This window comes from Hymenobacter sp. HD11105 (genome assembly GCF_054051685.1).
Genome location: NZ_JBSWBR010000001.1, coordinates 335453 through 357218, shown reverse-complemented (window position 1 = coordinate 357218; position 21766 = coordinate 335453). Strand labels below are relative to the sequence as shown.

Here is a 21766-nt window from a genome sequence, read left to right as displayed (position 1 = left end):
GGGTTTTTGCGGTGGGCTCGTGAGCTAGAAATGATAATCGTGGCCGTTAGCGCCAACAAAAGTAATGAACTCCGGCCGCGCGACACGATACTGGCCCAGAACCCATGGTCGCTGCATAACTTATCAACTTCTACTTTTGCGCCGCCACCTGCGCTATCCTACTCTGTTTTGGTAAAGTTTGACACCCTCTCCATCGTTATTCCAGTCTATAACGAGGCCCGTACGCTTCACCAGATCCTGGATTCGCTTCGGGCAGTAGAGCTGCTAAACGGGATAAGCAAGGAAATTATTCTGGTCAACGACTGCTCGACTGATAATTCCGCCGAAGTTATTACAGCATACGCCGTCGAGCACCCGGCTATGAGGCTACGTATATTTCAGCACACCGTAAATCAAGGCAAAGGGGCGGCGCTACACACCGGCATCCGCGAGGCCACCGGCGATTATGTCATTATCCAGGATGCTGACCTGGAGTATGACCCAGCAGAGTATAATAGCCTGATTAAGCCCATTCTGCGCGGGGCGGCCGATGTCGTGTTTGGTTCACGCTTCATGGGGGGCAAACCGCACCGAGTGCTGTTCTTTTGGCACAGCATCGGCAATGGGCTACTCACCTTCTTGTCCAATATGTTCACCGATCTGAACTTAACGGACATGGAAACCTGCTACAAGCTGTTTCGCCGCGACCTGCTGCAAGGCCTCGTGCTGCGGGAAAAGCGCTTTGGCTTTGAGCCGGAAGTAACCGCCAAAATAGCTCGCTTGCCCGGCGTGCGCATCTACGAGGTCGGCATTAGCTACTACGGGCGCACGTACGCTGAGGGCAAAAAAATCAGTTGGCGCGACGGGGTATGGGCACTCTGGTGTATTATCCGCTACGGAGTAAGCAGCCGGCGCTAAGGCTGCTGATTCGGGTGAATAGTCTTAGGTTCCATCTCCAAGGCAGCTTGAGTATTGGCCGAAAACGTAAAGCACAAAAGCAGAAACGCTCCGTACGCGGCCACCAGCCGCACCGTTGGGAGGGAGCGCAGCGCAGAGAGGCGAATGGTGCTACCGAAGCAGGCAATGGCTAATAGCACCACGTGTAGCCCCACGAAAAACCGGCACTCTACCACCGTGGGCACGGCTACAAAGCTGGTTACTACCAACGCGGCTATCACCAGCGCGGCGCCGAGCCGCAAGCGGTGCCAGTATCGCGCAATAGTGAGCAGCGCCACGAACAGCGCTGAGTAATTGATAAAGGAAAGCAGAGCGGTGGAAGCGTGCACCTTAGCCACGTATGGACTAGCATAAAGCACATCCAGTCCATTAAACAGATGCCGCGCATATAGAGCCAGCATGTCTAGAGGCTGCTTCGCCACAAACCTGAGATACGCCGGATACGAATCCAGAACAAACCCCCCGTAGCGTATATAGTTAAGGAAAGACGCCTGGACCCCACCACCATAACGAAGATGTATTGCATGCCCTGCCCGGTCACCAAACACCACTTGAGGCTCAGCGTAGTCCGTCCCAACATTCGTTTCGTAGCGCTGCATCAAAATGCCTGCGTTCAGGTGCCATAGGTACAGGTTCTTATTACCCATCACCTGATACTCACCGGTTTCGCTATGCACTAAAAAGCTATTCGATTGAAAATTATGCTGGTTGATTAATAGTTGCGGTAAGCCTATCAGTACCCACCCAAGGACAAATAAGCCCAGGCGTGCGCTCACGCTGAGCGATACTATGCGGCCAGCAGTTAAGCTGCTTTGTTGCCATAGCAGAAAGAACAGAAAAGGAGCCGTAATGATGTAAACAGGGCGAATGTATAGAGCAGCAGCACTGAACATGCCAACGCCAAGCGCATACCATATAGGTCGGGGACCATAAGCTAGTAGTAGCCCTACAGTTAATGCCAAAAGCCCAGGAAAATCAGTTAACACGAAGTTGAAATGGTCGCGCCATAACACAAAACATATCAGAATAAACACCACGCGCCGTAGGGGTGGTATCGCGAGCCCGGTTATCCGCTGCCACAACAATGGAATAATTGCGCCAAATAGAAGTCCTGCTTGCAACGCACCAATTAACTTAGGCGCCACCATCGCATCGGTAGCAAACCCATGGCGTGTAAACAGAACGGCTGGATAGTAGAGCAAAGGCAATAGATAACCTCTTAGCTGGTTTTGGAAATTGTAAAGAGAAAACCCCTGCGCGCCATTCGCGTCAAAGCTGCTAGCGAGTGACCAATAGACAGCAGAATCATAATACTGCTGAGAATAGCGCGATGTAAATACATGCACCGAAAACATCAAAAAGGCAATGAGGAAAAATACCGCGTGGCCGTACTCGTGCTTCAGGAGTGAAGCAGAAGTGGCGGGCGGACGAAGTGTGGAGTTATTCATGCGTAACCAGTTGTAGCTGTTGGGCCAGCAAGGAGCGGGCTTACTTAATGCCCGGAGTATTTTAGTAATGAGAAAGCGCCGCTACGACTGCAATCTGTGTAAGCAACCCGCAACGGCGATAATGTCTAAATCTATCTGGGACCACCGGCGCTGGTCAAAGCTAGTGGCTTCTTTGCCCAACCGCCTCCAGTTACCTTACGCTTGTAGTTTCTGCATCTTAATTAATCCAGATCCCTTGAATAAATAGTTGATGTAAGTAAATAAGCATCAACAAGTTAATTATATATAAACCTGCCATCACTTCCCGAAATCGCGGCACCATGGAGGTACTAATAATTAGATAGGCGCCGATGTACACGAGAAACAGGGCGAAGTAAGCCGCCGCCTGGCCTGCGTAGAAGCTATTGAACTGCCAAACACCTCCCAGCCAGCCGATTACCCCAAAAGCTACCCCTAGTACAAGCTTTACCATTTGGCTCTGTTGCCGACCGGTCAGGTTCCAGATATACCAAAGCAGCACCACAAAAAATGGGGAAGCTAGAATGTAGCGGGCGAGCCCGACCAAGTCGCTAGCCTGGTAAAACACAATAAAAAAACCCGCACCTACGCTGTAGCCCAATGAAAATAGCACGGCCCGCGGAGGAAACATTAAAGCCTTATCTGGTGACCCAAAAATCCACTGCAACCATTTTATTCCCAGCAGCATACAGACGACGAGGCTACACAAAGCCACGATAAGTGCGAAGGCATCTAGCCACAGAACATTAATGCCTGCGGAGCTGTGCAGCGGATAATCAGGTAGCTTAAGGGTGTGCTGCCAAAGCTCATGCACTTTATAGAATGCCCAGGCATCACCGTGGCTTTTATACTGCATAAACATCACCACTCCCACGGCACTCAGAATAGTTGCCACCCCGCTCACGACGCGTAACAGACTTTGATACCAGGGCTGGGCGTTCCACCACAGCAACTCAGCGAACAGGTAAGCGGGAATAAATAAGGTAGCCGCCGAGCGCGTAAGGCACGCGCCTAACAGTCCGATGAGCACTATCCAATGTTTGCGTCGGTGCAGCCCCGTCAGTAAAAAAGCCCCCCAAAGAAAAAAGAAAGCTTCTGCGTAGGGTACCATTGTAAAGAAAAGCATGGGACCAGACAAGACCACTAGAAGCTGCCGGGCTGATAAGCCAAACGTATACGCTAAAAGGCCCGTGCCCACGTAGCCACACAACGCGTTCAGCAGACTGATTTTCAGGGCACTAAGACCGGTTAGCTTCCACACCAGGGGAAGAAAAGGAAAAAAGGCATTGATACCGCTAGCCGCATCGTCATAGCCGGTTTGAGCTAGGCGGTAGAACAGACCCGCATCCCAGCGCATAGTATTTAAGCTATTGGGTGCCTGCGGAATAGCCCCGAACGTGTACAGCGTGGTGTAGGCTGCCACAACCAGCCCTATGTGCAGCGCGATTACTAGGCCGATGCCCATGACCCGATTCTGGACGAGGGGCTGTTGCGCGTGAGTTGCCGCTGGCGCAGTGGTTAGGTTAGACACAGGCATTAGCGCAGTTTTTCCACGAATAGATCATCAAAATAAAACCGATGGTGATAGTCCCATTGCCACACATAGATTTTTATCTGGTCAGTGGGCTGCATGTTTGAGGGCAAAAAATGCGTTTGGTGAACCAGCTGCCAGCTTTTGTAACGCTTCACTACTTCGTGCAGGTGCTGAATGCGGTAATAGAGCGTTTTTCCATCGCGGCTCTCTACATGCACTACCAAGGCAGCATGCACACGGCTATGAGGCAGCCACAGCCAGCCCCCAATTCTCATCTGCCGTGGGCTACCTAGGTCTGCCCAAGTTTTGGTAATGGTAGCGCCATAGTCGGTGGTGGCTAACATTTGCCCCGCGCGCGTGCCAGAGTGGGCTACTGTATCCGTTACGCTTTCCGGCCCCAGCAGCATGCCAGCCTGCTCCTGCTCAAAGTCAACCTGCAATACTTTTGTACCCGAATTAGACTGGCAGCCACTGAGCACCAGCAAAAGCAGACTTACCCAACGAGCAAAGCAGCAAGTCAGCGCGCAGAGGGTGCTTACTTTGCCGGAGCGAGAAGGCGCAGCCGTGTTACTCATTCTATAATTCTTAATAAGTGCAGGGCGGCATGGGTCGCGGCACAGCCAAGAAAGGGCATATAAAAACACTAACAATGGTGAAGCAGTCGCGCCACCTTACTCAATTTTGGAAATGCGCAGGTTATCTAGATACACGGGTGTAGCCGCATTATTGGCCCACAGATACACGTGCAAGGTCTGGTTGGAGGTGATGTCAGCGGGCAGCTCGACCTCGGTCTCCGACTTCACCCATCTATTTGCCTCATTAACAGCAAACACTGGCAGCGGCTTCCAAAAGGTCCGTTCGGTGCTATTGGGATTTCCCACCTCGATTACCATGCGCGCTAGCGTCGTTACTTGGTCGGTCTTCACCCATGCTTGTATCCGGAGCTTACGCGGCTTAGAGGTAGTAAGCTCGCCCAGCGGATATACGAACGTCAGGCTGTACTCGCGCCCGGCTCCCACCGACCAGGAGTAGCGCCCATTGTAAGCATCTTCCTTTGTCAGGGAGCCTACCCCGTTATCTACCCACCCGATGAGCTCATCAAAACCGGTGTTTATCATCACCTGATCGTCATCGGCAACATCGGAGTTGTTGCAGGCTCCTAGCAGCAGACTGCCCGCCAGTAATAAAAGTAAGGTAATGCGCATTTGAATTTCTCGTTGTAAGCTAAGTAAGAGCGGACATGATGGCGCCGCGGCTCTGGTTATTGCGCAGGCTGGGGGGCTTTTTGGTCGGGCTCCACGCTTATCGTCAAATCATCTAGGTATGCCGGGGCCGTAGCAGTGGCGCGCCAGAGATAGACCTTCACTTGATCGGCCGGATCGAGCACGGGGGGCAAAGTCAGCACTTTACTTATCTGAGCCCAAGCACCTACCTGGCTAATATCTAATTTTTCATAAAAAGCGGTAGTCTGATCAGGGCGTGTGATCTGAAAAACTAGGGCCGCAGGGCCGGGCTCGGTCAGGTAACCCCAGGCCGTAAGCCGCACCTGGTCAAATCGCCTGGGTGATAAGTGAGTAAGAGGGTTGGTATAAGTCAGGCTAAACTCCGTGTTCTGATCCACCTTGAGGGCATACTGGCCGGTGCGCGCTTTTTCGGTAGTCAATGACGGCGTCGGAGTCACCCAGCCATCCATCTCCTCAAAGCTGGTAGCGGTCAGCACACGACCGACGACCGGGGCAGACACGGGTACCTCACGACGGGTATCGCGCGAGCAGGATGTCAACACGGAAAAAAAAGCAACCACACAGGCCAAATGGCGCATAAAATGGGTATTACGACGGGTACGGACGAGGGCAAAGATAGCCGGCCGCACCCGAACTAATGCCGCGTCTATGGGCACAATGCCGTAGTTTTACCCCCCATACCCTCTTACCTATTTCTTTTACCGGCTGGCCAATGGCCGGCTGCTACCGGCGCCGCACCCTTTTTCCGCATGATATTTTCTCGTCGAAACGCGCATTGGCTGGGCATGGCTGGAGTCGGCGTACTTTCTGCTGTATTGCTTGGCGCGCTGTTCTCCTTTGTATTTGCCAACCCCAACGACTACTTCTTCTTGCCTGCCGGTGACGGCCTACAGAGCTATTACGCTTCGGCCTATTATGCCTTCTACGACGCCGGAGTCCACTTTAGCGGAATGAATTACCCCTACGGGGAGAACTTTACCTATCCTAATCTTCAGCCACTTATTGCCATAGGGCTAAACCTGTTGCAGCGCCTCGGCATTCCTGCCGCCGAGCGCACGGTAGCCGTAACCAATCTGTTGGCTTTGCTGGCGGTGTGGGCCACGCCGCTGGTGATGTATGCCATCATGCGGCGCCTACGCATGCCGGTCTGGTACGCGGGCCTGCTGGCGTTACTCATCGGTTTTTTGTCGCCCCAGATCCAGCGTTTGGGTGGGCACATGTCCTTGAGCTATCCTTGCTTCGTGCCGTTGCTCTGGTACTTTATTCTGCGCATGCAGGAAGCCCCCCGCCAGCTGCGTTGGTACTTGCTGTTTGCAGTAAGCAGCATGCTGATGGGTTTGGTGATGGTATACTTTCTAGCCTGCGGCTGCTTTTTTCTGCTGGGCCACGTGCTGGTGCTATATTTCCAGCGTCCCCGTCCCGTGGCTATGCTCTGGCGCATGACCGTCACGGCGCTCTTGCCCTTACTGCTTTTTCGGGGCTGGCTCTGGCTTACCGATCCCATCACCGACCGGCCGCCCAACCCGTACGGCTTTCTGGTGTATATGGCCACGCCCAGCGGGGTATTCACGCCGGCCTTATCTCCGCTACGGGAGGTGTGGGCGGCTCTGCTCCCAGCTGGCGACATTAGCTTTGAAGCCATGTCCTACGTGGGCCTGGTGGCCACTGGCGTAGCCCTAGCTTCGGTGCTGCGGGTGGGGCAGCATGTCTGGCGCCGTCGCGGGCACAAGCTGCGCCTGCGGCGCGGTATGCCGGCCCCGCTTTACACGGGAATGTGGGCAGCGGGCCTGCTGCTGCTGTTCTCGTTTGGCGTACCGTTTATTTTTCCGTTGTTCTCGGGCCTGGTGAAGTATCTAGGGCCTATTAAGCAGCTCAGAGCCTTAGGACGATTTGCCTGGCCCTTCTACTACGTTTTTGCCACCTACGCCGCCTATTATCTGTTCCGCCTCTGGCGCTACCAGCAGCAGCGGCGCGTAGCGCTGACGGCATTGCCATGGTTGCCAATGCTGCTGGTGCTATGGGCCTCCGAAGCCTGGATTAATACCAGCGCCAAAGCCCGGGAAGTAGCACAGGGAGCCGGCGCTCGAGCCTTTATGGATCGGGAAAACAACCTGCTGGTACAGCACCTGAGTTGGACAGGCCGCCAGCCCAGTGACTTTCAAGCTATCCTGCCCTTGCCTTATTTTAACAACGGCAGCGACAAGATTGCGCTGCCCGGTTCGGAAGCTTCCATTGCCCAGACCCACCGCCTTTCTATTGCCACCGGCTTGCCTCAGCTTTCCAGCTACGTGTCGCGGCCGTCGGTGGGGCAGGTGTTGGAACACGCCCAACTGCTCAGCAGCCCCTTGCTGGATAAGCCCTTACTAGACAAGTTCCCTTCCCGCAAACCCATTCTGCTACTGGTAACGCCTGATGCCCTCACGCCGGCCGAGCAGCGCCTGGTAAGTCTGGCGCGCCCGCTTATCACGACGGGCGACGTGAAGCTATACGAGTTGCCGCTAGCGGCGCTGGCGGCTACCACTCGGGCGCAGGAGCGGCAGAAGGCTGCGGCCCTATTGCCTACACTGCCCATGCGCCCCGGCGGCCTGCGTGCTACTACTGGCAAAGGCGTATTGCTTCAGCCCTTTGCTGATAGTCCTGATCGCCGGGGCCGCCTCGGAGCTGGGGCTTTCTACGAGCCAGCGCAGAAGTTCTCTATCCTGTACGACGGCCCCGTACCCGCCCCCGCCGACACTGGGCGCTACGAGGTGAGCGTGTGGCTGAATGGTAAAATGCCGGAGGGCTACGGCAACATGCAGGTAAAGCAATACGCCAACGGTGCGCTGGTAGACCACCAGGTAGCTGATGCGCGGCACAGCACCGAAGTAGATGGCGACTGGTTGCGCATCGTGGTACCCATTCGCGTGCAGCCCACCACGGACCGGTTGGAGGTGCTCTACGACAACAGCGAGCTATTGGTAGATGAATTAATGATTAGGCCTCTAGATACCGACGTTTATTGGTATGATCAGCAGAAACGGTTGATTATGAACGGCTATTCGCTGGAGCGCTAGCGAAGGCAGCCTGCCGCTGTATCTTTGCTTGCGTCTGTTTTTCCGCTTATGTAACCTATGGACCTCTCCGTTATTATTCCTGTTTATAATGAGGAGTCCAACATACGGGTGCTTTACGAGCGCCTACGGGCCGCGCTAGCGCCCGCGGCGTTAGCATATGAGCTTATTTTCGTGAATGATGGCTCTCACGATCAGTCGTTGGCACTCATTCACGAGTTGGCCACCCGCGACGCCCACGTTCGCTACATTGATTTCAGCCGCAACTTTGGCCACCAGATTGCCGTCACGGCCGGCCTGGACTTAGCGGCGGGCGCGGCCGTAGCTATCATTGATGCTGACTTGCAGGATCCGCCGGAGCTGATTCCACAGCTCTACCAAAAATTGCAGGAAGGTTTTGAGGTAGTATACGCTAAGCGCCGCTCCCGCCAGGGCGAAAGCGGCACTAAAAAGCTCACGGCCAAGCTATTCTACCGATTACTGGCCCGCATTACTCGCATCTCTATTCCGGTTGATACCGGCGACTTCCGCATTATCTCGCGCAAGGTAGTAACCGCGCTTCGGCAGATGCCGGAGCAAAACAAGTTTATCAGGGGACAAATTTCCTGGATTGGCTACCGCCAGACTTGCCTGGAGTACGACCGGGCAGAGCGCACTGGCGGAACCTCGGGTTACACCTACCGCAAGATGATCCGGCTGGCGCTGGATGGCATCACAGGCTTCTCCGACGCTCCATTGAAGGCCGCCACCATAGGGGGCTTTGTGGTGTCTGGCATCGCTTTTTTGGTGATTGTCTACACCCTGTACGCCCGTTTCGTGACCGGTGACTATGAGCCCGGCTGGGCTTCTTTGATGGTGAGCATCCTATTTATTGGCGGTATTCAGCTCATAGCCGTGGGCATTATCGGCGAGTACATTGCCCGCCTGAGCGCCAACGTGCGCCAACGGCCGCTCTATATTATTTCTGACACGAACATTCCGAGCACCCAAGAAGCACCTGCGGAGCCCCGTGCTACCTGAGGGGAGTTAAGCCTTCACAAAGCCTACTTACTTCAACTTCTCCAACACCCGCTCCAACTCTTCCAAAGATGTTTCGCGGAAGGTCAAGGGCTCGGTGGCGTGATGGCCGGTAGTGGTTTCGCGCAGCGCCAGATAAGGCGTCCCATTGTGGTAGCGAATTCCAATTAGGACAGCGCGCTTATTGGCGGGCACGCCCCGAAACGTGTAGCCATTCTCTTCCGCCTGACCAGCAACCAGTGCCTTTGCTTCCCGAAATAACAGGTAAACACTTGTATTGGGGTCGGCGTCTGTAGTAGCGGTCAGGTCGGCCGACGAGTTGGCGGCGTGCCAGACCCGCTCGCAATTAAGCCAGCCGAGTTGGGTGCTGGTAAACAAATAGCGGTCGGTGGCTTCTGTTTCGAACGCGGGCGTGGTGGGGGGCATTTCGGCGTCGGTGAGTTCTCTTGCGGTGTCGGCGGAGGCTTCCGAGGTGTTGCTGGCGCTATCGAGGGCTGAGGCTAGCCCCGCGTGGAAGGCAAAGCGCACGGGCAGGACCATTTTCACTTTTACGGCTTTGCCAGCCTGCACACCTGGTTTCCAACGGCCCGACGTTTGGCGCAGCACCCGCAACAGCTCCTCGTCGCAGCCGTTGCCGATGCCCCGCACAATCTTGGGCGAAAGCACTCGGCCAGCCTCATCAACCACAAAAGACGCGAAGACCAAACCCTGCGTTTGGTTGACAATGGCTTGTTTTGGGTAGCGAATCAGCGCGTTAATGTCGGCGGGGCCTTTGCCATAGGTGGGCATGCGCTCAGGCTCGGTATAGATTTGCTCCGACGCGGGTGCAGTCTCGGAGGGGCTGATAGCTACCCAGCGTAGCCGATTGCGCCGGTCGCCTTGGCCCACGGAAAGGCGCATTTTCTTTTGGCGATGCTCGGTGGGCATGTCAATCTGAATGGATTGCCCGTCGGCTACGCGCAGGCGCTGACCTTGGGCGGACGCCTGCACCAGCACGATGCCAGCGGTTTCGAGCACTTCATTCTCACTAGAAACTGTGGACAGATTAGAAAGTAGCAGGTCGGCGGTAGAGTAACATTCCTTTAGCTCCACCCACACCGGGCCCCGGGCGGGCGCCTGCGTTTCTGTTACTAAGGAGCCCGCCGGAATGCGCACAATAGTGCCTTCCCGGCCGTGCACTTCGCTGGCCTGGGTGGGGTCGATGCGGAAATACTCGCTGGCCTTAAGCGTCAGATCATGCAGCTCGGCTTCGGGCGGCGGAGGCACGCCGGGGGGCAATTTAGTTGGACCTCGCATGCTCCGCCGAGCCAGCAGCGGAGCGTTAGGATTAGTCCGCCGGGCTAGCTGATGCCAGGTGCGCGCCCCGGCCACGGGCGGCGTAGCGGCAGGAATAGTATCAACCACATAGTCTTCCTGCTCCAGCTCGGGTTCGGCAGCTTCGGTTACGGCTGGTTTATCGCGCTGACAGCCAGCCACCGTCAGCAACAATCCGGTAAGGCAAAGCAGTGATTTTAATCGGGCCATTGGGAAGATCAGCTTATGAGCGAACACAAAAGAAACCGAAGAGCAGAAACTTAACTCTCGCCCCCTACTCTGAATTAAGGACAGAGGCGGCAGTCGGCTAAGCAGGATAAACAATCAAAAAAGCCCCCAGCCAATTGGCTAGAGGTTTTTCAGCACAAAGTCCGTCATCTGACGGTAGAGGTGCAGGCGCGTGTTGCCACCCGAAATACCGTGGTTGCGATTGGGGTAATACAGCGTTTGGTAGTCTTTATCGGCTTTCACTAGCGCGTCGGTCCAGGCCACGGAGTTCTGGAAGTGGACATTGTCGTCGCCGGTGCCATGCACGAGTAAGTACTTGCCTTTCAGCTGCTCAGCAAACTGCACGGGCGAGTTGTCGTCGTAGCCGCCGGGGTTTTCCTGGGGTGTTTTCAGGAAACGCTCGGTGTACACGGTGTCGTAATAGCGCCAGTTGGTGACAGGCGCTACGGAAATACCTGCCTTAAACAGATCAGCTTCCTTGGTCATGGCAAGGGCTGCCATGTAGCCGCCAAAGCTCCAGCCCCAGATACCGATGCGGCCTTTATCCACGTAGGGCAGCGTACCGAGGTATTTGGCGCCCTCGCCTTGGTCGATAGTTTCGAGCTTGCCCAGGTTAGCGTAGGTACTTTTCTTGAATTTTGCCCCCCGGGCACCTGTACCACGGCCATCAACTGATACCACGATGTAGCCGTTCTGGGCCAGCATTTGGTGCCAGAGATAGTTGGTGAAAGCCACGCCCCCACCCGAGTTGTCGAGCACTGTTTGGGAGCCGGGGCCGCCGTACACGTGCATGAGCACGGGGTATTTTTTGCTGGGGTCGAAGTCGGCGGGCTTAATCATCCAGCCATTGAGTGTGGTGCCTTCAGTGGTCTTGAAGTTGAAAAACTCCAGCTTGCCCAAGTTGTACTGGCTTAGGGTTTGGCGTAGTTTGGCGTTGTCCTCTAGTACTTTCACTAGCTTGCCATCCTGGCCGTTACGTAGGCTCACGGTAGTAGGCTCGCCGGCGGCGGAGTGATAGTTGAGGTAGTAGCGCGTATCCGGGCTCAGGTTCACGATGTCGGCGCCGGCGCCGGCTTCGCCCAGGCGGCTTTTGCCTTTGCCCTTTAAGCTCACGCGGTAGAGGTGGCGCTGCAAGGGCGAGGCCTCGGTGCTGGTGAAATACACCTGCCCGTTCTTTTCGTCGAGGCCCTCGACTGCCATTACTTCCCAATTACCTTTCGTGAGCTGACGCACCAGTTTGCCCTTCATGTCATATAGATAAAGGTGGCGGTAGCCGTCCTTCTCGCTGCTGAAAATAAATTGCTTGCCGTCGTTCAAATAGCGTAGGTCGTCGGCTACGTCCACATAAGCGGGGTCGGTATCAGTGAGTACTACCTGGGTTTTACCGGTGGCGGCGTTGGCGTGCAGCAGCTCCAGCTTATTTTGCAGGCGGTTCATGCGCTGAATGCTGAGCAGGTTGGGCGTCTTGGTCCACAGCAGGCGCGGAATGTATTGATCGGCTTCGGGACCCACGTCCATCTTGGTGGTGCGGCCAGCAGCTACATCATGCACCGACACGCTTACTACCGAGTTTTTCTCGCCAGCCTTCGGGTATTTGTAGCGGTAGTCTTTGGGATAAAGCTCGCCCCACTCCTGCATGTTGTACTCGGGCACCTGACTTTCATCGAAGGTGTAAAAAGCCAGTTGGCGGCTATCCGGCGACCAGAAAAAGCCTTGGGCGAAGGAAAACTCTTCCTCGTACACCCAGTCGGCCGAGCCGTTGATGATTTTATTGACCACGCCGTCGGTAGTCACGGCTTTTTCCTGCATCGTGGCCAAATCCACCACAAACAGGTTATTGTCGCGGGCAAAAGCCACGCGCTTGCCGTCGGGCGAGAAGGTGGCGTAACTCTGCTTGCCGCCAGCGCTGAGCGGGGCTAGTTTCTTGGTCGCGCGGTCGAACACAAAATAGTTTGCCTTAGAGCTACGGCGATAAATGGGCTCTTCGGCAGTTGAGAACAGGATTTTCTGCTCGTCGGCATTAAAACTGTAGCCGTCTACAGGCAGTGGCTCGTTGCTGCCGGCTAGGCGCAATTCTTGGGCAGAAACTAATGTATTTACGGGTTGGCCGGTGGTTACGTCCGACTGAACGAGGTTGCCTTCATTGAGGGCCGAATAATAGCGGCCGTCGCGCATCCAATTGAAGCCAGGCACTGAGCTGGCCCGGAAGGTGGGCTTCGACCAAATATCTTCGAGGGTAATGGCTTTTTTTTGCTGAGCAACAGCCTGGGGAGCAATTTGGGGTACTAAGGCAGGACTAGCCGTGGTGAGCAACAAGGCCAGCCCGAAAGAGCGAAACTTCATAGAGTGAAATAAAAAGACGGCGGAGTTATGTGCGTTAAAGGTATTCAATAAATCAAAGTCGTGGTATAATTTGGACCCTGGGGGGCAATTTGGATCAAAGGCGCGGGCAGCAGGCAACAGTTGCGTACTAGCCCTTGCTACAAGGGCGTTACCATTCGCTTTCCATCCCCGACCTTTGCTGTCTATGCGCCTGTCTTTGTTCCTTATGCTGCTGGTAGCGTTACTAGCCGCCTGCACTCCCGACCCTGGCTCCGGCCCGCGGATCGACTTTATCGGTACCTCCCGCTTCGTTAGCAGCAACCTGCTCGTACCGGCACCCGGCGACACGCTGGCTACCCGCATCTTCGCCGACAACCGCGGCTCGACGGACGCCCCTTTGCTTCAGCGTTTAGTTATCACGGTAAAGTATGAGCCTCTGTCCCTGCCATTCATCTACCCGAGCCCCTACGATGCCAGCAAAGCGCCCCGCGATAGTTTGGTGTATCTAGACTCGCTGATTACGACGAATAAGTTTGCTTATCAATTCACATTCGGAGCCCGCACTACCTCGGGCCGTGAAACCTGGCGCTTCGAGGTGACCGACGCGGAGGGCCGCACCGCCAGCCGGCGCTTTCAGCTCACTACCCGCAAAGCCGACTCCGTACTGGCGCCCTATCACGAATACATTGCGCGTCTTCAGGCGCCACTCAACGCCCGCACGCTTAGTTTTATGGACTTAGATGCCGGCTTGCTATTTCCGAATACGGCCACCCGCACCAATCCTATTGTTCAGAGCCGCATTGATTTGCTCTACCTACCGGGAGCTGGCAACACGCCCATTCTGGCTATTCCCAATGACAACCTATTCACCATTAATAAGATACTGGGCGTACAAGCCTGGCCCACCCGCAACAATACCCTTTTGAAGCTGACGACGCTTCCACCAACTAGCTTCACGGGCGCTACCACCGAGCAGGCCTTGATCACAGCCTTTAATAGCACGCCCACCATCATTCCCCGTAGCCCAACGCTGGCCGTCAATCAGGTGTATGCTTTCCAAACGGTAGCCGGACAAACGGGCTTAATTATCGTAGAAAAGCTCCCCACCTCCGACCGGCCAACTGTCGATTTGCGCGTGCGGGTCACTAAGCAACGCTGACGTGACGCTGGGGGGCAAATATGGTGCTGCTAGCTACACACAAAAAGGCCGCTTCCTAGGAAGCGGCCTTTTTGTATACTGTAATTTAATATTTTTTAGAAGGTAATACCGGCCGTAACCGTCGTAGTAAAGCGGTTCGTGTCGAGGGTGATAACCGGCTCGTTGCGAGCATTCAGGGTATAAGCGCGATAGTACTGATTGCCGGTGTTATACACGCCAGCTAAGTCGAGGAAGAAGCTACGTTGCCGTACACCTACCCCACCCGTAAAATAGTTTTGGGTAGCATCGAGGCCGCTACCTTCATAAGGGCTGCCGTAGCGAGCATAGCCTAGGCGGAAGCGGAAAGCATTGTAGCGGGCTTCACCTCCCAACCGGATATTCACCGTGGGGCGGTAGAGTGACGAAATAGCGTCGTTTTGAGGGCCAAATGAATTAGAAGCGCCTGTGTCGCTGTCATCATTCAAGCGGGCGCTGGTATAATTCACGTACTCCAAATCACCGCTCACAAAGCCATTTTTGCCCACCAGCACCGCTACCCCACCCGAAGCGCGGAAGGGCGTGGTAATGCGGTAGCTGAACTCCCCAGCTGAAGTAGCCGACCCATTCGTAACCGATTGAATAACCTGGTTATTATCGTTTACAAACTCAATAGGCGGGTTGAACTGCGTGGTGAGTGTAGTCGTGTAGGAGTCGTCCAGCTGCAGAAAAGTTGGAGTCTGAATCGACGCGCCTACCCGTACTTGGTCATTAGGCCGATAAATGGCTCCAATTCGGGCGTTAATTCCAGCACCTCGAGTTTCAAGCTGATCACGAAGCACTAGGTTGACCGAACTGCCTGGATCGTTGCCCTGCTCAGTAAACTCCCGAGTCTGGTTGAAACGAGTGCTCACAATACCGATGGCGCCGCCAATGTAAATCTTCTCGCGGTAATTGGCTCCATAACCGAAGTCAAACTGGGTTTGTGAACCGCTGTTCTCGATATACTCTTCCTGGCTAATGGGGCCATTACGAGGCACCGTTATCAAGCGCTCTGGAGTACCCGGCCCATTATCCTGAATATTGGTCAGGTAAGACCCGTAGGCTAAGCCTTCCAAATCCAAGTAGTTACCCGTGTTGTCTTGGTTGACGATATCATCCAAGGTTTGCGACAAAGAGCCGTTAAGTAAGCGCGGCTCGCGGAGGCGCTGAAAAAAAGACTGGTTATCGGATACCGTACCGGAGTAGCGGAAGTTTGCATTGAAGTCGTTGACCCGATTCATGCCCACGGCAAAGGTGCCCGTACGCCAGTCACTCGTATTGTCAGTATCGGCCCGGCGATTCACAAAAACGGCCCCTAGACTCGCTATTTGCAAGCTGTTGCGCGTTTCGGCTATAGAGGCGCCCAGGCCTGAGGTGGAAGTATTAGCAATGCCCAAGCCTGGGGTGAATGTTACCTCTGACTGTTGAAAAAGCCCGAGGCCTGCAGGGTTGCTTACCAAATTGCCGAGGTCGGCGCCAACGGCTACGTTGGCCCCGCCAATGCCCAAGGTGCGGGCTGGGCCGGAGAATTGAAGCTGCGAATAGCGCAGTGCGTCTGTTTCGCTTTGGGCAAAGGCGTGGCTGGCCCAACCCATAAGGGTCAGGCCCAACCAGTATTTTAGGTTTCTCATGAAGGGAAGATGAGGACTGTTCGAATCAACGAACGTGCGCGGGTGGTGCTTTAGCTTACGCGACTGATTTATCGAATCCGGCCGCGGCTGCCACCGCTGCTGCCGCCACTGTTGCTAGGGCTGCTCATAGAAGGCGACGAATACGACTCGGAGCGCGAAGGCTGCGAATACGTACGTGTGGGCTGCTCGTAGGACTCGGAGCGCTGGGGCCGCGAAATCTGTTGGCTTGGCTCACTGCGCATAACGCGACGGGCCTGACGGGTTTCTTGCTGCGTTTGAGGAGCGGCAGATGGAGTGTACATGGGCGCTGAAGTAGCGGGATCCACGGTACGCCAGCGGCGGGGCTGAGGCTGGCTAGTAGCATCGCTTACTACGCCGGGCTGCGAAGGCTCCGCCGTGGGTTGGGGGGAGTTAGCAGCAGGCGAGTTGAGAATACGTCCGCGGCCCCGCCCAGCCGTAGTAGCCGGCATAGGCGTGCCTGATGCATCCACTACGTTGCCGCCGCGGCTGCGCGTCGACATTACAGGGTTGTTACCATTGGCCGGCTGATCTAAGTTGTACGCCTGGCTACTACGGTCGCGGCGTGGTGCCACATTCACATTACGCCGGTTTTCGCTGTAGTTGCGGCTGTATACATTTCCGTAGTAACGACTAGCACCTAGGCCGCCATAGCCGTAGCCCAGTCCACCTAGGCCACTATAATACCCGTTGTAGAAACCATCATAGAAGCCCATACCATAGCCGCCGCCATAACCATAGCGCCACGGCCGCGCCCAAGGGTTGCCGAAGCCAAGGCCGATGTTAATAAAGGAGCCTCCACCGAAAGCATAAGGGTTGCCGAACCCATAAGGGCTGTAGAAGGGATCGTAGAAGCTACCGTAAGGCGAGAAGCCGCCAAAGGCATAGGGGCTATAGAACGGGTCAACGTACGCTAAGTCGTAGTAGCCCAGGCCCATGCCTCGGTAAGGCTGGTGGAAGCGGCGGATACGATTGGAGTAACCATAGTCCTCGTCGTAGTATTCAGAAGAGCCACTGCGGGCCGAGGAAGATGCTGACCCATTATAGTCGGGGTTAGCGGCCTCGTCGGTGTCTGCCTCGTAGCCTTGCTCAGAAGAGGAAGCTGGTGCGGCCGATGCCGTGAAGGTGGTTTTATCTTTAGATGTATAATAGACGCCGTCGGTCTCAGTTGAGGTCAGAGCCGACGAGCCAGCACAGCCCCCAAGGGTGAGCAGGGCCAGAGCTGGCAATAAAGCTGGAAGGAAATTTTTCATGGCTAAGGGCGCGAAAGTGTGGACCAAGAAGGGTGAGAACGAACGGTACCTATCGGGACCCACGCTCTTCTCCACTAATGTAGCGGACTGCTTGGGTTTTAATAACGTAATTTGCCCCGAAACGGTGCCTTTTGTTGTGTCAAATGTTGTACCAGAGTAGGAACATATTTGCTTATTTAAAGATACTCCAAAAATGAGTAAAAGTTTGCCGAAGCGAAGCGAAGACTATTCGCTGTGGTACAATGAGTTAGTGAAGCGAGCTGGACTGGCTGAGAACTCGGCCGTGCGGGGCTGTATGGTTATTAAACCCTATGGCTATGCCATTTGGGAAAAAATGCAGCGCCAGCTCGACGATATGTTCAAGCGTACAGGCCACGAAAACGCTTACTTTCCGCTGTTCGTACCCAAAAGCCTTTTCGAAGCCGAAGAAAAAAATGCGGAGGGTTTCGCCAAAGAATGCGCTGTCGTAACGCACTACCGCCTCCAAACAGACCCCGATAATCCGGGCAAGTTGCGCGTCGACCCTAATGCCAAGCTGGAAGAGGAGCTCATCGTGCGGCCTACCTCGGAGGCAATTATCTGGAGTACCTACAAAAACTGGATTCAGAGCTACCGCGACCTGCCTCTGCTCATTAATCAGTGGGCCAACGTGGTGCGCTGGGAAATGCGCACGCGCCTGTTTTTGCGCACCGCTGAGTTTCTATGGCAGGAAGGCCACACGGCCCACGCCACCGCCGAAGAAGCACTAGCCGAAACCCGGCAGATGCTGGACGTGTATGCCGAGTTTGCCGAGGAATGGATGGCGCTGCCCGTTGTAAAAGGCGTGAAAACGGAGAATGAGCGCTTCGCCGGAGCCCTCGAAACTTATTGCATCGAGGGCTTGATGCAGGACGGTAAGGCCTTGCAGGCCGGCACGTCCCACTTTTTGGGGCAAAACTTTGCCAAGGCATTCGACGTGCAGTTTGCCAACAAAGAAGGCGGTCTGGAATACGTGTGGGGCACAAGCTGGGGCGTCAGCACCCGCCTCATGGGCGCCTTGGTCATGGCCCACTCCGACGACGATGGCCTAATTTTGCCCCCCAAGCTGGCCCCTATTCAGGTGGTCATCGTGCCTATCTACAAAACTGGCCAGCTCGACGAATTGAAGGCGCGCATCCGGCCCATTCAAATGGGCTTGCTGGAGCGCGGCATCAGCGTGAAGCTCGACGACCGCGACACGGAGCGCCCCGGCTTTAAGTTTGCCGAGTGGGAGCTGAAGGGCGTGCCCGTGCGCTTGGCCATCGGTATGCGTGACCTCGACAATGGCACCGTAGAGGTGGCCCGCCGCGACACGAAGGAGAAGCTAAACCTGCCGCTCGCCGACATTGTGAGCAGTATCGATCAGCTGCTTACGGACATTCAAGCCAACATCTACCAGCGTGCCCACAACTTCCGCGAAACCCACACTACTCGCGTGGAAAGCTACGAGGAGTTCAAACAGGTGCTCGACGGCCCCGGCGGCTTCGTGGTGGCCCACTATGATGGCACCCCCGAAACGGAGGAACGCATCAAGGAGGAAACCAAAGCCACCATTCGCTGCCTGGCGCTAGCTGAGCCCGACGAGGATGGTATCTGCATCGTGACGGGCAAGCCCAGCACGCGCCGAGCCCACTTTGCACGGGCTTATTAAAATATTTAGGCCATAAAAAAGCCCCCCAGAATCGTTCTGGGGGGCTTTTTTATGCACAGCTTCTCAGCTGCCAGATGTTCAGGCTGCTATTTTGACTCTGCCGCAATAGCAGTGGCTAGCTCCTCGTCCGAGAGGTTATCCATCCAGTCCTTATTCAGTTCCAGCCGCACGGTTTGGGCGCCGCCGCTGGGTGTGCACACTACGGTTACGGTACCGTCTTCTGCTTCGGCGAGTTTGGTGGCCTGCTCGGCGGTTTTGCTATCAAGGCCGGCGTAGGCTTGCACGCAGGTCCAGGTGGTATTGTCTTGGGCGGTGATTTCGCGTTGTTTCATCATGAGCCGCATACGAAACTGACGCTCTGAGGGTACACGTCTGCTGCTGTGACCTTATTGCTGGTGGTAGACTCGCTTCCTTTGTGCAAATCTGCTTTTAGAACCAAATCATTCGCCTGAATGACGTAAAAAGGCAATCATTGTGCGGACTACTTTGTACTATAAGTAGCGGCCCGAAGCGCTAGTATAGGGCGGCGGTTTCTGCGTATCTTTAAGAACATTTCAAACGCCTCTGCATATGGACTGGCTTACCGTTGTTCTGCTTTTACTCTTCGGACTGCTGTTTCTGATAGTCGAAGTGCTGTTTATTCCGGGCACCACGCTGGTGGGCCTTATCGGCTTTGCTTTGCTGGTGGCGGGCGTGTGGCTGGGCTACCGCGACCTAGGTACCACGGCAGGCCACTATGCGCTGGTGGTTTCGGTGGTAGCGGCAGGTATTATGCTCTACATTGGCCTACGACCCAAAAACCTGCACAGGTTCGCGCTGACCAACGTAAACGACAGCACGGTGCGCGACGTGCGCCGCCCCGACGTGCAGCCGGGTACTACTGGTCGGGCTCTGTCGGCTCTGCGGCCGGCGGGCAATGTGCTATTTGGCGAAGAGCGGCGTGAGGCTACCACGCGAGGCGAATTTTTAGACGCCGGCACTCCCGTGCGGGTTCTACGCATCGAGCAGAACCGTATTGTGGTCGAACAAGCGTAACTTTTGCACACACCTGGGACTTCTTACAGTAGAAATGCCCCCCAGACTGCTGTTTCCATTTATTAAACCCTAAGCCCTTGCCCATGGAGTTTCCCTTTGTCCCGCTTGCCATCGCGGCTGTCGCTCTGCTGGTTTTCTTGTATTTCTTTCCCATTGGCCTCTGGATTACGGCTATTTTTTCGGGGGTGCGAGTGAGCTTATTCCAGTTGGTGCTGATGCGGGTACGTAAAGTGTCGCCCACGCTTATTGTCAACTCTCTGATTACGAGTACCAAAGCCGGCCTAGAGCTAACGGCTAATGACTTGGAAACCCACTATCTGGCCGGGGGCAATATTCCCAGCGTTATCAAGGCCCTGATTTCGGCCGACAAGGCTAATATTCCGCTCACTTTCAAGCAGGCCACTGCCATTGATCTGGCGGGCCGCGATGTATTCGAAGCCGTCACGACTTCTGTTAATCCAAAGGTGATTAATACGCCCAATGTGGCTGCCGTGGCTCAGGACGGTATTCAACTTATCACCAAAGCCCGCATCACGGTACGCGCCAACATCACTCAGCTGGTGGGCGGCGCCGGCGAAGAAACCATTTTGGCCCGCGTAGGCGAAGGCATCGTGACCAGCATTGGCTCGTCGCGCTCCCATAAAGAGGTGCTCGAAAACCCCGATAAAATATCGAAGCTGGTACTGCAAAAAGGCCTCGACGCGGGTACGGCCTTCGAAATACTCTCCATCGATATCGCCGACATTGACATCGGGGAAAACATTGGTGCCAAGCTGCAAATCGACCAAGCTACTGCCGACTTGAAGGTGGCTGAAGCGAAAGCTGAGGAGCGCCGCGCTATGGCCGTGGCAGTAGAGCAAGAAAACCGCGCAAAAACTCAGGAGGCCAAAGCCCGCGTGGTAGACGCCGAAGCCGAAATTCCGAAAGCCATTTCCGAAGCTTTTCGCAGTGGCAACCTCGGCATTATGGACTACTACAAAATGCGTAACATTCAGTCGGATACCGACATGCGCGACTCTATTGCCAATCCTGGGGGGCAAAATAGCAGCACCAAACCCGGCCGCGACGAGACGCGTCTCAGCTAAGCCTGCCCAGACCGCTGAGCTTGTATTAGTCTCTTACACAGCAAAGCCGATGGAGAATGCTCCATCGGCTTTGCTGTTTTATCACCAGTGGGCCAGCCTTATTCCTGCGGTAGCTCCCGATTGAAATACGACTTCAGTATGTCGTTTACTTTTTCCTTGGTCAGGGGCTTATTTATAAAGCCCGCAATGCCTAGGCGTTGCACCCGCTCAACATCGCGGGGGTGCAGGGAGGTGGTAAGCATGATAATGATAACGGGCTCCTTGGGCGTAAACGGCAGCTTATCGTAGGCTTCGAGAAACTCAAAGCCATTCATAACGGGCATGTTCACATCCAGTAGCACTAGCGCGGGACAATTCGCCTCGCGGCATTCCTGCTCAAAAATGGTCAGTGCCTCCTGACCATTGAGGGCCGTCAGCAGCTTATCCGTTATGCTTAATCCTTCGAGCAGCCGCTGATTGAGGAAATTATTAATCCGGTCGTCGTCTACTAAGAGGGTGCAGGAGATTTTATCCACGGGCAGATAGAGTATAAGGTCACTTTGGGTCCACGGACCTAGGCTAGTTCTTGAAGTAGACGGTAAAAGTCGAACCTTGGTTTACCTGACTTTGTACTTCAATGCGCCCGCCAGCGTTTTTAAATCTATATAGCCTAGTTTCACTTCTCCCACATGGTGACAAAAAACGCCAAACTACTGCAGAAACAGGCCGAAGAAACAGTTTAATCACTGACCATTGCCTCTGACCGCCCTTTGCTCGCCGACAGGCCAAAAAGCCCCCCAGGATGTCT

The 21766-nt window shown here is 55.1% G+C and carries 18 protein-coding genes; 7 read left to right on the top strand and 11 right to left on the bottom strand.

Annotated elements, in window-relative coordinates; genetic code table 11:
• The first annotated feature begins 6 nt into the window (after nucleotides 1-6).
• Complete coding sequence (locus tag ACW9KT_RS01635; RefSeq protein WP_457077628.1) at nucleotides 7-897, top strand: glycosyltransferase family 2 protein; 891 nt, start codon at nucleotides 7-9, stop codon at nucleotides 895-897.
• Here the strand turns inward: ACW9KT_RS01635 and ACW9KT_RS01630 are convergent.
• From ACW9KT_RS01630 to ACW9KT_RS01610, 5 genes are all read right to left on the bottom strand, one after another.
• Complete coding sequence (locus ACW9KT_RS01630; protein ID WP_457077627.1) at nucleotides 894-2384, bottom strand: hypothetical protein; 1491 nt, start codon at nucleotides 2382-2384, stop codon at nucleotides 894-896. The genes ACW9KT_RS01635 and ACW9KT_RS01630 overlap by 4 nt on opposite strands.
• Before the next feature lie 217 nt (nucleotides 2385-2601).
• Complete coding sequence (locus ACW9KT_RS01625) at nucleotides 2602-3933, bottom strand: hypothetical protein (RefSeq protein WP_457077625.1); 1332 nt, start codon at nucleotides 3931-3933, stop codon at nucleotides 2602-2604.
• 5 nt (nucleotides 3934-3938) lie between these two features.
• Nucleotides 3939-4511, bottom strand: a complete 573-nt coding sequence (locus ACW9KT_RS01620) for a hypothetical protein (protein WP_457077624.1) — start codon at nucleotides 4509-4511, stop codon at nucleotides 3939-3941.
• A 96-nt stretch (nucleotides 4512-4607) separates the two neighbouring features.
• Nucleotides 4608-5141, bottom strand: a complete 534-nt coding sequence (locus ACW9KT_RS01615; RefSeq protein ID WP_457077623.1) for a hypothetical protein — start codon at nucleotides 5139-5141, stop codon at nucleotides 4608-4610.
• Between the two features lie 56 nt (nucleotides 5142-5197).
• On the bottom strand, nucleotides 5198-5836 hold the full coding sequence (locus ACW9KT_RS01610) for a hypothetical protein (protein WP_457077622.1): 639 nt from the start codon (nucleotides 5834-5836) through the stop codon (nucleotides 5198-5200).
• A gap of 93 nt (nucleotides 5837-5929) precedes the next feature.
• Here ACW9KT_RS01610 and ACW9KT_RS01605 point away from each other — a divergent pair, with 93 nt between their 5' ends.
• Together ACW9KT_RS01605 and ACW9KT_RS01600 are read left to right on the top strand one after the other, a co-directional pair.
• Nucleotides 5930-8233: a hypothetical protein gene (locus ACW9KT_RS01605; protein ID WP_457077621.1), complete on the top strand. Its 2304-nt coding sequence runs from the start codon at nucleotides 5930-5932 to the stop codon at nucleotides 8231-8233.
• A gap of 57 nt (nucleotides 8234-8290) precedes the next feature.
• Nucleotides 8291-9250: a glycosyltransferase family 2 protein gene (locus ACW9KT_RS01600; RefSeq protein ID WP_457077620.1), complete on the top strand. Its 960-nt coding sequence runs from the start codon at nucleotides 8291-8293 to the stop codon at nucleotides 9248-9250.
• 27 nt (nucleotides 9251-9277) lie between these two features.
• Here ACW9KT_RS01600 and ACW9KT_RS01595 read toward each other — a convergent pair whose 3' ends face one another.
• Nucleotides 9278-10771: an energy transducer TonB gene (locus ACW9KT_RS01595; protein ID WP_457077619.1), complete on the bottom strand. Its 1494-nt coding sequence runs from the start codon at nucleotides 10769-10771 to the stop codon at nucleotides 9278-9280.
• 138 nt (nucleotides 10772-10909) lie between these two features.
• Nucleotides 10910-13132 (bottom strand): S9 family peptidase, encoded by a 2223-nt coding sequence (locus ACW9KT_RS01590; protein WP_457077618.1) that lies wholly within the window; start codon nucleotides 13130-13132, stop codon nucleotides 10910-10912.
• Nucleotides 13133-13316: 184 nt separating this feature from the next.
• Here ACW9KT_RS01590 and ACW9KT_RS01585 point away from each other — a divergent pair, with 184 nt between their 5' ends.
• Nucleotides 13317-14270 (top strand): hypothetical protein, encoded by a 954-nt coding sequence (locus ACW9KT_RS01585; RefSeq protein WP_457077617.1) that lies wholly within the window; start codon nucleotides 13317-13319, stop codon nucleotides 14268-14270.
• 95 nt (nucleotides 14271-14365) lie between these two features.
• Here the strand turns inward: ACW9KT_RS01585 and ACW9KT_RS01580 are convergent, their stop codons facing one another.
• Together ACW9KT_RS01580 and ACW9KT_RS01575 are read right to left on the bottom strand one after the other, a co-directional pair.
• On the bottom strand, nucleotides 14366-15919 hold the full coding sequence (locus ACW9KT_RS01580) for an OmpP1/FadL family transporter (protein WP_457077616.1): 1554 nt from the start codon (nucleotides 15917-15919) through the stop codon (nucleotides 14366-14368).
• 68 nt (nucleotides 15920-15987) lie between these two features.
• Nucleotides 15988-17190, bottom strand: coding sequence for a hypothetical protein (locus tag ACW9KT_RS01575; RefSeq protein ID WP_457077615.1), 1203 nt, complete (start codon nucleotides 17188-17190; stop codon nucleotides 15988-15990).
• A gap of 193 nt (nucleotides 17191-17383) precedes the next feature.
• Between ACW9KT_RS01575 and proS the strand changes: the two genes are divergently transcribed.
• Nucleotides 17384-18859 (top strand): proline--tRNA ligase, encoded by a 1476-nt coding sequence (gene proS, locus ACW9KT_RS01570; protein ID WP_457077614.1) that lies wholly within the window; start codon nucleotides 17384-17386, stop codon nucleotides 18857-18859.
• A gap of 86 nt (nucleotides 18860-18945) precedes the next feature.
• Here the strand turns inward: proS and ACW9KT_RS01565 are convergent, their stop codons facing one another.
• Entirely contained in the window at nucleotides 18946-19194 is a 249-nt protein-coding gene (locus ACW9KT_RS01565; RefSeq protein WP_457077613.1) for a hypothetical protein, read from the bottom strand.
• 235 nt (nucleotides 19195-19429) lie between these two features.
• Here ACW9KT_RS01565 and ACW9KT_RS01560 point away from each other — a divergent pair, with 235 nt between their 5' ends.
• Together ACW9KT_RS01560 and floA are read left to right on the top strand one after the other, a co-directional pair.
• Nucleotides 19430-19894: an NfeD family protein gene (locus ACW9KT_RS01560; protein WP_457077612.1), complete on the top strand. Its 465-nt coding sequence runs from the start codon at nucleotides 19430-19432 to the stop codon at nucleotides 19892-19894.
• An 83-nt stretch (nucleotides 19895-19977) separates the two neighbouring features.
• Complete coding sequence (gene floA / locus ACW9KT_RS01555) at nucleotides 19978-20979, top strand: flotillin-like protein FloA (protein ID WP_457077611.1); 1002 nt, start codon at nucleotides 19978-19980, stop codon at nucleotides 20977-20979.
• 98 nt (nucleotides 20980-21077) lie between these two features.
• Here the strand turns inward: floA and ACW9KT_RS01550 are convergent, their stop codons facing one another.
• Nucleotides 21078-21494, bottom strand: coding sequence for a response regulator (locus ACW9KT_RS01550; protein WP_457077610.1), 417 nt, complete (start codon nucleotides 21492-21494; stop codon nucleotides 21078-21080).
• Nucleotides 21495-21766: the final 272 nt, after the last annotated feature.

Excerpts from the sequence above, each read along its gene's own strand:
- ACW9KT_RS01630 (WP_457077627.1), bottom strand. The coding sequence starts at position 2,384 with ATGAATAACTCCACACTTCGTCCGCCCGCCACTTCTGCTTCACTCCTG.
- ACW9KT_RS01620 (WP_457077624.1), bottom strand. The coding sequence starts at position 4,511 with ATGAGTAACACGGCTGCGCCTTCTCGCTCCGGCAAAGTAAGCACCCTC.
- ACW9KT_RS01615 (WP_457077623.1), bottom strand. The coding sequence starts at position 5,141 with ATGCGCATTACCTTACTTTTATTACTGGCGGGCAGTCTGCTGCTAGGA.
- ACW9KT_RS01605 (WP_457077621.1), top strand. The coding sequence starts at position 5,930 with ATGATATTTTCTCGTCGAAACGCGCATTGGCTGGGCATGGCTGGAGTC.
- ACW9KT_RS01600 (WP_457077620.1), top strand. The coding sequence starts at position 8,291 with ATGGACCTCTCCGTTATTATTCCTGTTTATAATGAGGAGTCCAACATA.
- ACW9KT_RS01595 (WP_457077619.1), bottom strand. The coding sequence starts at position 10,771 with ATGGCCCGATTAAAATCACTGCTTTGCCTTACCGGATTGTTGCTGACG.
- ACW9KT_RS01590 (WP_457077618.1), bottom strand. The coding sequence starts at position 13,132 with ATGAAGTTTCGCTCTTTCGGGCTGGCCTTGTTGCTCACCACGGCTAGT.
- ACW9KT_RS01585 (WP_457077617.1), top strand. The coding sequence starts at position 13,317 with ATGCGCCTGTCTTTGTTCCTTATGCTGCTGGTAGCGTTACTAGCCGCC.
- ACW9KT_RS01580 (WP_457077616.1), bottom strand. The coding sequence starts at position 15,919 with ATGAGAAACCTAAAATACTGGTTGGGCCTGACCCTTATGGGTTGGGCC.
- ACW9KT_RS01575 (WP_457077615.1), bottom strand. The coding sequence starts at position 17,190 with ATGAAAAATTTCCTTCCAGCTTTATTGCCAGCTCTGGCCCTGCTCACC.
- proS (WP_457077614.1), top strand. The coding sequence starts at position 17,384 with ATGAGTAAAAGTTTGCCGAAGCGAAGCGAAGACTATTCGCTGTGGTAC.
- ACW9KT_RS01565 (WP_457077613.1), bottom strand. The coding sequence starts at position 19,194 with ATGATGAAACAACGCGAAATCACCGCCCAAGACAATACCACCTGGACC.
- ACW9KT_RS01560 (WP_457077612.1), top strand. The coding sequence starts at position 19,430 with ATGGACTGGCTTACCGTTGTTCTGCTTTTACTCTTCGGACTGCTGTTT.
- floA (WP_457077611.1), top strand. The coding sequence starts at position 19,978 with ATGGAGTTTCCCTTTGTCCCGCTTGCCATCGCGGCTGTCGCTCTGCTG.